Source organism: Natrononativus sp. DTA114, from assembly GCF_059736515.1.
The window spans coordinates 323,874-335,493 of sequence record NZ_JCASSN010000004.1; the positions used below are offsets into that span (position 1 = coordinate 323,874).

Genomic DNA, 11,620 nt, shown 5'->3' on the forward strand with positions numbered 1-11,620 from the left:
AATGCTGTGCACTCTACTGGTTTCACAAACGAATACGCCCGACAATCGGGGCGTAGTACTCACATCGAGAAGCGGACACATCCGCCGAGTGGACCCCGCAGCGAGGCGTCGATCCGACCCTCAGGCCTCGACGGTCGTCTCGCTCGAGACGGTTTTGATAGCGGCCTCGAGGCGGTCGAGCATCTCGTCCATCTCCTCGGCGGAGACGGTCAGCGGTGGGGTGAGACGGATGACGTTCTTGTGGGTGCCACACTGCGAGACGAGCAGCCCCTCGTTGAAGGCTTCGGCTCTGACGGCACCTGCCTCGTCGTCGGCCGCCTCCTTCGTCGATCGGTCCCGGACGAGTTCGACGCCGATGTGGAGCCCCTTTCCGCGGACGTCGCCGATCAACTCGTGGTCCTCTTTCATCTCCGAAAGCCGCGAGAGCGCGCTCTCACCGACGCTCGCGGCGTTTTCGACCAGTCCCTCGGATTCGATCACGTCGAACGTGGCGTTGGCGGCCGCACACGCCATCGGATGCCCGCCGTAGGTGGTGTAGTGGTCGCCGGGATCCATCGTGTCGCTCACTTCTTCGGTTCCCATGAACAGGCCGAACGGCATTCCGCTCCCGATCCCCTTCGCGAGGGTCATGATGTCGGGTTTCACCCCCCAGTGGTCGACGGCGAAGAGTTCGCCGGTCCGACCCATCCCCGTCTGTACTTCGTCGGCGACGAAGAGGATGTCCTCCTGTTCGCAGATCTCCTTGACGTACGGCAGGTAGTTTTCCGGGGGGACGATAATCCCGCCCTCGCCCTGTATCGGCTCGACGAACACGGCCGCGATGTCGTCGTTCGAATCGTACTTGATCACGTCGTGGATCTGCTCGGCCGCCCACTTTCCGAACTCCTCCTCGCTCTCGAAACGGTCGCCGTAGCGGTAGTAGTTCGGCGACGGGATCTGGTAGGCGCCGGGCATGTGCGGGTGGAACGTGTGCGTGTACTTGCTCTGGCCGGTCAGTGCCATCGCACCGGGTGTCCGACCGTGGAAAGAACCTCTGAGACTGATGAGTTCGCTCGAGTCGGTCGCCTTCTTCGCGAGTTTGATCGCGCCCTCGACCGCCTCGGCGCCGGAGTTCCCGAAGAACGTGTTTTTCAGACCGCCGGGTGATTTCTCAGCGAGCGTCTCGAGAAGGGTCGACATCGGTTCGTGGTAGAAGTAGTACGACGACTGGACGAACTTCTCGGCCTGGTCCTGGAGTGCGTCGACGACCGTCGGGTGCGAGTGGCCGGTGTTGACGACGGCGATCCCCGCGACCGCGTCGAGGTACTCGTTTCCGTTGACGTCCCAGATACGGGTGTCTTCGGCTCTGTCGATAACGAGGTCCTGTTGTCCGTAGACGACCGGCATCAGTTTGTCGTCGGCTGTACGAGTGGCTTCGTCGCGTGTGAACTCGCTCATCGGGTATCCGATCTATTTCGGTGCTCGGCAATTATATCTTTCGCGTCGATCAGTCGGACCGACGATACGGGCGGCGATTGCCGGTGTTACGCCGATTTCGGGCGCGTCGACTCGGTCGGCCATCGACGCGAAAGACTAAGTACTGATTTTCGAATCTATGGGTATGGATCAATCGGTAGCCGGCCGGACGGCGATCGTAACTGGATCGAGCAGCGGTATCGGAAAGGCGATCGCCAAGCGACTCGCAGCAGAGGGTGCAAACGTCGTAACGAACTCCCGCTCGCTCGAGCGAGCGGAGCGGACGGCCGCGGAGATCCGAGACGAGGGCGGACGCGCTCTTGCGGTCGAAGCCGACATTTCCGCCGTTGAGGACATCGAACATCTCGTATCCGCGACCGTCTCCGAGTTCGATCAGATCGACATCCTCGTCAACAACGCCGGGGTCGAATCCGTGGTTCCGATCATGGAGGTGACACCGGAGGAGTGGGAAGACGAGCTGTCGGTCAACCTCACTGGCACCTTCTTCTGTGCGCAGTTGGTCGGGAAACGAATGCTCGAGCAAGGCGACGGCGGCCACATCATCAACGTCTCCAGTATGCTGGGGACGACACCGTTGCAGGGTCGTGCGGCCTACTGTGCTTCGAAAGGGGCGATAAACAACCTGACGAAGGCGCTAGCGGTAGAACTCGCCGAGGATGGAATTCAGGTCAACGCCGTCGCGCCGGGGTATATCGGCGGGACGGAGCTGATCTCAGACGAGCGCGTCCGGATTCCCGATGAGTACGACAGTGGGGACCGTTCCTGGCCACAGTACGTTCTAGACGACGACCAGGAGATCCTGAACCGGATCCCGCTCGATCGGAAGGGAACTGGGGAAGAGATCGCATCCTGCGTGGCCTTTCTCGCCCGCGGAGACCACTATCTCACCGGGGAGATACTCAACGCGGACGGTGGGGTATTGGCGTTCGGCTGGGGGTCGAAAGGCGACTAACCGCCCGCGGCGTTCTCTCCCCCGTTCGTTTCGCTTTCGGTCTGTGCGACGGGGTTCTCGCCGCAACGGGAGTGCACTGGCCTACGGAATGTAGTCGTCGCCCGTTTCAGTCTCGAGGAACCGCGTGAGCAGGTCGATCGTCGCCGTCAGATCGTCGACGTGTGCGCTCGCGGTGTCGGAGTGGATGTTCCGCGTTGGGAGAAGGATCGCACCCACCGGTGTTGCTCCGTTCGTGCTCTGGAACGCGCCGGCGTCGGTCCCGCCCGAGGAGTGTAACTCGAGTTGATACGGAATTCCGTCGTCATCGGCGACTCGTTGCATTCGCCGGTAGACTTCGGGGTTCGTCAGTGTGCGCCGGTCCATGACCTTGATCGCCGTTCCCTCGCCGGTCTCGCTGATGTGGTCGTCCTCCTCGTAGTACGGCTGATCGGTCGCCAGCGTGACGTCGAGTGCGATCGCCAGATCGGGATCGAGGTCGGTCGCGAGCGCCTCCGCCCCGCGGAGGCCGACTTCCTCCTGGGTGGTCGCTGCGAAGTCGATCGTGACGTCGGGATCCTCGATTCGACGGGCCGCCTCGATCATGCTGAAGACGAGTGCCCGGTTGTCGAATGCTTTACCGGTCACGTGATCTCCCATCTTGATCGTCTCCTGTTTGAGCGAGACGACGTCACCAGGCGAGACGAGTTCACGGACCTCCTCCGCCGGCCGTCCCAGTTCGATGACGACGTCTTCGACGTCCCAGACCGACTGTCGGCGTTTTTTCGGAGTCATGTCGAGGTCTTCTTCCTCGAGCATGTGTGGCGGCACCGCGCCGATGATGCCGGTGAGTTCCTCGCTCTGCGTTCTGACGGTCACGCGCTGTGAGCGGGCCGTACTGGGGTTCGTCCCGCCGAGAATCTTGACGTTGAGGAACCCGTCGTCCGTGACGCTCTCGACGATCCAGCCCCACTCGTCCATGTGTGCGGCGACGACGACACGGTAGTCGGAATCCCCGTGAATCGTTCCCACGACGTTGCCCATCGCGTCGGTCCGAACCGTATCGGTCGCCGCCCGCAACTCCTGTTCGACGATTTCTCGAACGGGCCCTTCGTAGCCGACGGGACCGGTTGCTGCTGTCAGCCGCTGTAATAGCTCCAGGTCGAACTCCTCTGGCATAGCCAATCTCTCGCGACCGAGGAGGTAAGTATACGTGTTGCGTACGAAAATCTCCGCAATGTCGGTGCAGGTTCTAACATCCGCCCTCGCGCGAAAGCGAGTGACCTCACAAAGCGGCGTCATACAACGGGAGCATATAGGGTTATGCCCACCGGGGCGTAATACGAAACGACGATGAGCGACGATCAACCGACCACTGAGGATGCACGGTCACGGCACGTCAACGCCGATGATCTCGAGTGGCGTACCAACTCCCACCGGACCGGATTCGATATCAAACGAAAGAAACTGGCCGCACACGCAGGTGGTGAACAGCTCGGCTGTAGCCTCTATGCAATTCCGCCGGGAAAGAAATCCTGGCCGTACCACTACCACACTGCCAACGAGGAAGCGATCTACGTCCTCGAGGGCAAAGGCACCCTGCGGGCGGAGGGTGGCACGACGACCCTCGAGGCCGGCGATTACTTCACCTTTCCGACCGGCGAGCAGTTCGCCCGTCGAGTGATCAACGACTCCGATTCGGAGTTACGATACCTCTGCTTTTCGACCATGATCGAGCCGGAGATTTCGATCTACCCCGATTCGGACAAGATCGGTGCGTTCGCGGGATCGGCATCAGGAACGCTCTCCGGCGACCCGTTCAACGAGTACTTCCGGCAGTCCGATCCCGTCGACTACTGGGAGGGCGAGCCAGCGTCGGAGGAGTGACCGACTTGGTGACGAAGCAGGTCAGCGAGAGTTGTGTTCCGGATCGCTTTCGTGCAGTTTCCCATCGCGGACGTTCGGCCCGCTGACTGCGATCACGCGGACCGGGCTCGTGGCGTCGTCGGCGTTGAACGCCCGGTGGAAGTTCCCGGGTTCGACGACGAAGAGTTCGTCCTCACTGACGACGAACTCTCGGTCGGGCGTTTCGACGTGTAACTCGCCCTCGAGGACGAAAAAGATCTCCTCCTGAGTCGTGTGGAGGTGGTAGTGCTGCGGTATCTGTTCGCCTGGCTCGGCCGTGTAGACACTCATTCCGACGTGATCCAGATCGAGAACTGCCGAAAGCGAACGCCGATCGCACTCGTGGCTCGAGTGGGCGGGAATGTCTTCGACCGAGATCGTATGGTATCCCATGGCGATGTGATTCGGCCCGACTCGCAAATAGATACCGCCAGCCACGATGCTTATTTGGCCTCACTTTCAGTATACAGATACGATATCTATGTCCCCCTCACGACGCTCGGATTCTCGGTCCGGTCGAAGCCGACGCGAGAGCGGCGACCAGTACGGATTCAGTGAGACGAAGAACTATCTCTCTGCGATCATGGCGCCGCTCGTCCCTCAGTGGCTCGCGATCAGGGGCGTCTCCGTCTCGGTGAGGACTGACAAGCAAACGTACCGCTCCGGTGAACCGATCGTGATCGACATCACGTTCGCGAACCGACTGCCCGCCCCGGTCCGGATCGAGACGCCGACGTCCAGGCAGTGGGGGTGGACCGTCGACGGCGAACCGGCGGCGAGCAACGACCTCGAGTACCGCCGCGACATCGGGAACGACCTCGGCTTTCGGGCTGGGGAGGTCAAACGGATCCGGCGAGTCTGGGATGGTCGGTTCAAACGGAGCGGCAGCCCCACGCGATGGGTCCCTTCCGAGAACGGATCGCACGAAATCGCTGCGTTTATCGACGCACGGTCGGCCGGTTCACGGCTGACCGCGACGACGACGATCGAAATCGAATAATTGCGCCAGCGTGGGTCACATCCCACGGGCCAGAAACGGCCGGTTCCGTCACTCCCGGTAGAGATGACACTCTACATACCGGCCGTCAGCGCCGTCGGCACCGTCGAGGACGTACTGCGGTCGGTCCCTGGCGCAGATACTCGTCCTGATGAACTCGTCGTAGAGGAGTTCTTTCGCGGGCTCCCACTCCTCGTTACAGACGTACTCGAGTGACGCTCGAACCGTCCGTTCGACCTCGTCATCGAACTGCACCCCGCTGAACCGTTCCGTGTAGCCCTGCTCCGGGGAGCGTGGATCGATTTCACGGTAGTCGACGCGTCGGATGTACTCGAAGAGCGCCTCCCAGGCGTCGTCGGTGAACGAATACTCCTCGTTCGGGATCACGGACGGGCACCGGGTTCGGAACCGACAGCCCGATGGCGGGTCGATCGGGCTCGGGACCTCCCCGCGGATGATGCTTCGCACCTCGGTCAGATCCGGATCGGGGATCGGGATCGAGTTCAACAGCGCCTTCGTGTACGGATGTTTCGGGTCGTCGAATAGCTCCTCTTTCCCGCCTAGTTCGACGATGTGACCCAGGTACATCACCGCGATGCGATCGCAGATGTACCGAATGACGCTGAGATCGTGACTGATGATAAGGTAGGTGAGGTCGAACTCTTCCTGGAGGTCTTTCATCACGTTGAGCACCTGGGCCTGAACGGAGACGTCGAGCGCGGAGACGGGTTCGTCACAGACGACCAGATCCGGTTCGACGCTCAGGGCTCGAGCGAGGTTGATGCGCTGTCGCTGTCCGCCCGAAAAGGCGTGCGGATACCGGTTGTAATGGTCCTGTGAGAGACCGACCTTCGTCAGCAGCTCCCGTGCTTTCTCCTCGCGCCCCTCGGCGTCAAGGATCCCGTGGGCCTCCATCGGCTCTTCGATGATCTTCCCGACTTTCAACCGTGGGTCCAGTGAGGATTGTGGGTCCTGAAAGACCATCTGCATGTTCCGACGTTTGGCACGGATCTCCCGCTGTGACAGCCCACAGAGGTCGTCACCCTGGAAGTAGACACTACCCTCCGTGGGTCTGATCAGTTGCAGGATCGCTCGAGCGAGCGTACTCTTGCCACAGCCGGATTCGCCGACCAGCCCGAACGTCTGTCCCGCACCGATCTCGAAGGAGATGTCCTCGACGGCACGAACTTTCTGGGGTTCTTTGTTCCCCAGTCGGTTTCGCACCCCCTCGATCATCCCCTCCTTTACGTCGAAGTGTTTCGAGACACCCTCTAATCGGAGGATCGCATCGTCAGCAGTCGTGGGCCGGGGCACCTCGCCGACAGTCTTACTCATTGGTATCCCTCCTGTGTTCTGGCCGCGTTGGGAATCGGTTCCGATCCGTCGTACTCCGGATTGTCGTATTTGATGCAGGCTGCGCTGTGTGCGATTCCACCGGTTTCTCCGAACCGCTCGAGTTCGGGATTGATCTCTCGACACGCCGACCTGGCGTACGGACACCGAGTGTGGAACCGACAGCCTCGCGGCGGATTGATCGCTTTTGGAATCGTTCCCTTGATCGGCTCGACCCGATCGATCGTCTGATCCGGGCGGGGAATCGAGTTCAGCAGCGCCTGCGTGTACGGGTGTTTCGTTTCGTGAAACAGGTTTCGAACTTCCGCCTGTTCTGCGATCTGGCCGAGATACATGACGTTGACCCGATCACAGATCTCCGCGACAACGCCCATGTCGTGTGTAACCCAGATAAAACTCGTCTGGAACTCGTCCTGTAGTTCCTTCACGAGTTCGATAATTTGGCCTTCGATAGTGACGTCGAGAGCGGTGGTGGGTTCGTCTGCGATGATCAAACTCGGTTCACACGCGAGCGCCATCGCGATCAGCACCCGTTGGCGCATGCCACCGCTGAACTGGTGAGGGTACTCTGAATACCGTTCTTCAGCCTCCGGAATACCGACCTTGTGAAGCATTTCGATCGCACGCTCTTTGGCCCCGGCGCCCGAGTAGTCGGTGTTCAACTCGATGAACTCGCGGAGTTGTCCCCCGACAGTATACACGGGGTTGAGACTCTCCATCGGGTCCTGGAAAATCATCGCGATCTCTTTTCCACGGATCTTCGTTCGCATCGCTTCATTGCTGAGAACGTCGTCCCGGAGTGAGGCGGTGTTGTCTTCCCCCTCCTCAACGGCGAACAACGTCTCGCCTTTGAACGTGATCTCTCCGGCGACGATCTCACCCGGCGGGTGGACCATCCGCATGATGCTTCGAATCGCGACGCTCTTTCCGGCACCGGATTCACCGACGATGCCGACGATTTCGCCTTCCCTGACGTCGAACGATATTTCGTCGACTGCCCTGACGACGCCCTGTTCAGTGTAGAACTGCGTTTTGAGTCCGTCTACCGAGAGTAGTATATCATCTGTCATCGTATCACTTGTTTCGTGGGTCGAGAGCGTCCTGAAGGCCGTCACCGAGCAGATTGAACCCCATGACCGTTATGAGGATCATCAGCCCCGGCCAGACGCTAAACCAGGGGTTCGGGATCATGTACGTCCGCGACTCCGAGAGCATCTGTCCCCAGTCGGGCGTCGGTGGTTGTGCCCCGTAGCCCAGGAAAGACAACCCCGCGACGATGAGGATACAGATACCGATCTGTAGCGTCGCCTGCACCATCACTGGTGCGAAGCTGTTCGGAATGATGTGGCGCTGAATGATCTTTCTGTCTTTCAACCCTGCAGCGCGTGCCGCTTCGACGTACTCCTCCTCTCGCACGCTGAGAACTCGAGACCTGATCAGACGAGCGAACACCGGAATGATCGCGACTCCGACGCCGAGCGTGGCGAACGTAACGTTTCGCGTCCCCAGTGCGGCCATCAGCGCGATGATGAGCACGAGGAACGGAATCGAGTAGATCGTCTCGACGATCCGCATCAGAACGTCGTCGATCCAGCCGCCGTAGTAGCCGGCGACTGAACCGATAACGATCCCGCCCGAGAGGCCGATCGCTGTCGCGAATATCCCGACGGTCATCGAAATCCGCGAGCCGTAGACGAGGCGGGAGAGGAGGTCTCGACCGCGGTGGTCGGTGCCCAGCGGATGGGAAAGCGTTCCTCCATCGGCAAAGAACGGCGGAAGGAGCATCTCCGGCTGATCCGGTTCGCGAGCGGGGTGATACCACACCGACTCGACGAGACTGTAGTTGAACACGTAGTAGTCGATAGCTGCGATCGTCGCCATGGACATCATCCCAACGATGATGTACAGCCCGTATCTGGCCGTGGTGTCTTCTGTTATTCTCGCCACGGTATACCGCCACCCGATACGCGATTCGAACTCGTCTTCGGGCTCATCACTCACTTCGCCGGGACCTGTACCGCTTATTTCGTCGGTTTGGGATTCTCCAACAGCCATATTCACTTCTCCTCCCCGTAGGTCACTCGCGGATCGATGTACGCGTAGGAGACGTCCGTAATGATCACGCCAACGACGAACACCAACCCGAAGAAGAAGGTAGTGCCCATCACTAGCGGGTAGTCGAGGTTCTCAATCGCCGTAATGATGAGTCGACCCATGCCGTTTATATTGAACACCGTCTCGATGAGGACCGCACCACCGAGTGCCGAGGTCAGGTTCAGGCCGATTATCGTCACGACGGGCAACTGTGCGACTCTGAACGCGTGCCTCCGGAGGATCGTCCGCTCAGAGACGCCGTAGGCCCGTGCCAGGTCGACGTAATCTCGCTGAAGCGTCTCGAGCATCTCCGCTCGCTCGATACGCATTATCGCTGCCATCTGGAGCGTGCCAAGTGCGATCGTCGGCAGTATCAGGTGGCGAGCAGTCTGGTAGAACAGGGCCAGTCTGGGGTGGATCGATAGCAGTGATCCTCCGAGTATTCCGCCGTCGAGATGGCGGACTGTGTCCGGATCTTGCCACGGATACACCATGCCGGACGACGGAAGCCATCCGAGGTGAAACGCGAACACGATGATGAGAATGAGCCCGATCCAGAACGACGGCGTGCTCACGCCGATCAGTGCGATGATGCGCGAAACGTGGTCAGTGGGCTTGTTCTGCCGCTGTGCGGCAAGAACACCCAATGGGATAGACGTCGTGATCGCGAACGCGAACGCCGAAAAAATCAGCAGCATGGTCACTGGAAGGACCTCCGCGATTTTCGTCGTCACCGGTACACCGTAATAGATGCTCTGTCCGAGATCACCCTGGAATACGCCCAGAACGTAACTGAAGTAGCGTTCGTGGATCGGCCGGTCGAGCCCGTATCTGGCCTGAATCGCCTCGGCCAGTTGCTGATCCGCACCCGCCTGCGCCAGCATTATCCGTACGGGGTCGCCCGGTATCAAGTTCACCAGGATAAACGTGATAGTAATGATACCCAGCAGTACCGGTACTGCCTGGAGGACGCGTCTGAGGACATATCGAGCTAAACTCACCTAAAATCACCGAGCAATCTGAATCTCATTATGTATTTCTTCTCTCTGTTGATCGCTTCGCATGGGATAGACTCTCTGAACTATGATTATATAGTTATCGGAGGGGGTGAGCTATCCGCCGCACCCGTGTCTCCGCATCGTCACGAGCGAACTGTGGGGGCGACTACCGGTCGACCCACATGTTGCTGTAGTCACTGACGACTCTGGGGTTGTACTGTGCGATCGGGTGAACGTGGACGTCGTTGACGTAGTCCTTCGCCCCCCAACTGTTGAGGTTTCCGTGCGTTGGCAGGTGCAGTTTCTCCTCGAGCGCCGTCTCGATGATCTGAATCATGAGATCACGCTGCGTGTCCCTGTCGGCTTCCCGGGGAGCCTCTCGCATGAGATCTTCGAACTCGTCGTCGTGCCAGTACAGGCCGTTGTTGATCCCGGCAACCTCGGTGCTCCACAGCGAAGCGAGCAGACGGGGCATGTTCGGCGTCGAACCGCGTCCGAGGATGTAGACGTTGTAGTCGTCCTCGTCACCCGAAACGAACTGATCGATGAACGTGTCCCAGCCTAGCCGCTGGACCTGTGCGCTGTATCCCGCGTCCTCGATACCGTTCGACATCGAGACACAGATCTCTTCACGGACGTCGTCGGGCGGACAGATGATCGTAAACTCGTAGTCGTCCGGAACGCCGGCCTCTTCGAAGAGTTCCTGTGCACGATCGATGTCACGTTCCAGGGAGTACTCCTCCCACTCCTCCTGCGGGAAGTCCCACTCTGCCTGCATCGCAGGGTTTGCGGGGCTGTACATCCGCGAACCGGCGGGTTCGACGAAGTTCTGGACCGCCTGATCGATGTCGACACAGTGGTCGATTGCCTCCCGGACGGATTTATCCACGGTGGGACCTTCGTTACAGTTGAAAACGAAGTAGTTGTAGTTCATCGCCTCCTCGCTGTGGATTTCGGCGTCGTCGATACCCTCGGCGGTTTCCCAGAGGCTCGCCGGGATTCCTTCGACCATGTCGTTTTCTCCCGTTTCGAGGGTCGTGATTCGCGTCGTGTCCTCCTCGAGTGGGACGAATTCGATCTCCTGAATGTTCGGGTCCCAGTCGCCCCAGTAATCGTCCCACCGTTCGATGAGGACGTACTCACCTTGGGTCCAGTCGACGAAGCGGTACGGGCCGGAACCGATCGGCATCTCGTTTCTGAACGTGTCCAGGTCGTCTTCCCGGACGTTCATGGGAGTTACTTGGTGGGCGAGGTTGACCGGGAAGGCACCGTAGGGATGCTCGAGGTCGAACTGGATGGTCGTTTCGTCGACGATTTCGATCTCGTCGATCATGTCGAAACTCTCCATCATTCGCGTCTCTTCGACCAGCGGCTGCTCGTAAGTGTACTGGACGTCCTCTGCGGTGACCGGATCGCCGTTGTGCCACTCGGCGTAGTCGACGATCTCGACGATGTACCGTTGTCCGTCGTTTTCTTCCTCCGGTAAGCCGGTGGTCAGTTCGCTGGGCTGGAGGCCGATCCCCTCGTCGAAGGTAAACAGCGTCGTGTAAATCTGGTTCCCGATGAACTGCGTGTGGACGTCCATCTGTTCAACCGGATCCCAGTGAACTGGCGCCTGCGATTGTCCGATGTACAGTTTCGTATCCCGGGGGACATCCCCATCGCCAGCATCCGTGTCCCCGTTTCCATTTCCGCTTCCGTTCCCCGAGTCATCGTCGTCGCTCTCATCGCCGAGACAACCGGCGACGCCGATTACGCCGGCGGTACCAACGGCTCCTTTGACAAACGTCCGACGACCGAACTCCGTGCTTTTGCGGGCAGTCATGATAGTTCATACCAATCGCGAATCGGATATGCGTACACCCTCCA

General features: G+C 59.9%; 11 protein-coding genes. 3 read left to right on the top strand and 8 right to left on the bottom strand.

Annotated features, from left to right (window positions below):
• Positions 1 to 120 precede the first annotated feature (120 nt).
• Entirely contained in the window at positions 121 to 1,437 is a 1,317-nt protein-coding gene (locus AC6I6S_RS17240) for an aspartate aminotransferase family protein (RefSeq protein ID WP_497951857.1), read from the bottom strand.
• A gap of 163 nt (positions 1,438 to 1,600) precedes the next feature.
• On the opposite strand from AC6I6S_RS17240, the gene AC6I6S_RS17245 reads away from it, so the two are divergent.
• A complete protein-coding gene (locus tag AC6I6S_RS17245; RefSeq protein ID WP_497951858.1) occupies positions 1,601 to 2,428 on the top strand; it encodes an SDR family NAD(P)-dependent oxidoreductase in 828 nt (275 codons plus the stop codon).
• 81 nt (positions 2,429 to 2,509) lie between these two features.
• Here the strand turns inward: AC6I6S_RS17245 and AC6I6S_RS17250 are convergent, their stop codons facing one another.
• The gene (locus tag AC6I6S_RS17250; protein ID WP_497951859.1) at positions 2,510 to 3,583 is read right to left on the bottom strand and encodes a M42 family metallopeptidase; all 1,074 of its coding nucleotides are present in this window, start codon (positions 3,581 to 3,583) and stop codon (positions 2,510 to 2,512) included.
• 174 nt (positions 3,584 to 3,757) lie between these two features.
• On the opposite strand from AC6I6S_RS17250, the gene AC6I6S_RS17255 reads away from it, so the two are divergent.
• Positions 3,758 to 4,291 carry a cupin domain-containing protein gene (locus AC6I6S_RS17255; protein WP_497951860.1) on the top strand — a complete coding sequence of 178 codons (534 nt, stop codon included), beginning with the start codon at positions 3,758 to 3,760 and terminating at the stop codon, positions 4,289 to 4,291.
• A gap of 21 nt (positions 4,292 to 4,312) precedes the next feature.
• Here AC6I6S_RS17255 and AC6I6S_RS17260 read toward each other — a convergent pair whose 3' ends face one another.
• A complete protein-coding gene (locus tag AC6I6S_RS17260; RefSeq protein ID WP_497951862.1) occupies positions 4,313 to 4,702 on the bottom strand; it encodes a cupin domain-containing protein in 390 nt (129 codons plus the stop codon).
• 88 nt (positions 4,703 to 4,790) lie between these two features.
• On the opposite strand from AC6I6S_RS17260, the gene AC6I6S_RS17265 reads away from it, so the two are divergent.
• Positions 4,791 to 5,309, top strand: a complete 519-nt coding sequence (locus AC6I6S_RS17265; RefSeq protein ID WP_497951864.1) for a DUF7974 family protein — start codon at positions 4,791 to 4,793, stop codon at positions 5,307 to 5,309.
• Between the two features lie 48 nt (positions 5,310 to 5,357).
• On the opposite strand, the gene AC6I6S_RS17270 is transcribed toward AC6I6S_RS17265, so the two are convergent.
• From AC6I6S_RS17270 to AC6I6S_RS17290, 5 genes are all read right to left on the bottom strand, one after another.
• Positions 5,358 to 6,641 (bottom strand): ABC transporter ATP-binding protein, encoded by a 1,284-nt coding sequence (locus tag AC6I6S_RS17270; protein WP_497951866.1) that lies wholly within the window; start codon positions 6,639 to 6,641, stop codon positions 5,358 to 5,360.
• A complete protein-coding gene (locus tag AC6I6S_RS17275; RefSeq protein ID WP_497951868.1) occupies positions 6,638 to 7,729 on the bottom strand; it encodes an ABC transporter ATP-binding protein in 1,092 nt (363 codons plus the stop codon). The genes AC6I6S_RS17270 and AC6I6S_RS17275 overlap by 4 nt, the downstream gene beginning before the upstream one ends.
• A 4-nt stretch (positions 7,730 to 7,733) precedes the next feature.
• A complete protein-coding gene (locus tag AC6I6S_RS17280) occupies positions 7,734 to 8,714 on the bottom strand; it encodes an ABC transporter permease (RefSeq protein WP_497951869.1) in 981 nt (326 codons plus the stop codon).
• 2 nt (positions 8,715 to 8,716) lie between these two features.
• Positions 8,717 to 9,754 (bottom strand): ABC transporter permease, encoded by a 1,038-nt coding sequence (locus tag AC6I6S_RS17285; protein ID WP_497951871.1) that lies wholly within the window; start codon positions 9,752 to 9,754, stop codon positions 8,717 to 8,719.
• A gap of 163 nt (positions 9,755 to 9,917) precedes the next feature.
• Positions 9,918 to 11,576 carry an ABC transporter substrate-binding protein gene (locus AC6I6S_RS17290; RefSeq protein ID WP_497951873.1) on the bottom strand — a complete coding sequence of 553 codons (1,659 nt, stop codon included), beginning with the start codon at positions 11,574 to 11,576 and terminating at the stop codon, positions 9,918 to 9,920.
• Positions 11,577 to 11,620 lie beyond the last annotated feature (44 nt).

Coding starts and splice junctions, on each gene's coding strand:
- AC6I6S_RS17240 (WP_497951857.1), bottom strand. CDS start 1,437: ATGAGCGAGTTCACACGCGACGAAGCCACTCGTACAGCCGACGACAAA.
- AC6I6S_RS17245 (WP_497951858.1), top strand. CDS start 1,601: ATGGATCAATCGGTAGCCGGCCGGACGGCGATCGTAACTGGATCGAGC.
- AC6I6S_RS17250 (WP_497951859.1), bottom strand. CDS start 3,583: ATGCCAGAGGAGTTCGACCTGGAGCTATTACAGCGGCTGACAGCAGCA.
- AC6I6S_RS17255 (WP_497951860.1), top strand. CDS start 3,758: ATGAGCGACGATCAACCGACCACTGAGGATGCACGGTCACGGCACGTC.
- AC6I6S_RS17260 (WP_497951862.1), bottom strand. CDS start 4,702: ATGGGATACCATACGATCTCGGTCGAAGACATTCCCGCCCACTCGAGC.
- AC6I6S_RS17265 (WP_497951864.1), top strand. CDS start 4,791: ATGTCCCCCTCACGACGCTCGGATTCTCGGTCCGGTCGAAGCCGACGC.
- AC6I6S_RS17270 (WP_497951866.1), bottom strand. CDS start 6,641: ATGAGTAAGACTGTCGGCGAGGTGCCCCGGCCCACGACTGCTGACGAT.
- AC6I6S_RS17275 (WP_497951868.1), bottom strand. CDS start 7,729: ATGACAGATGATATACTACTCTCGGTAGACGGACTCAAAACGCAGTTC.
- AC6I6S_RS17280 (WP_497951869.1), bottom strand. CDS start 8,714: ATGGCTGTTGGAGAATCCCAAACCGACGAAATAAGCGGTACAGGTCCC.
- AC6I6S_RS17290 (WP_497951873.1), bottom strand. CDS start 11,576: ATGACTGCCCGCAAAAGCACGGAGTTCGGTCGTCGGACGTTTGTCAAA.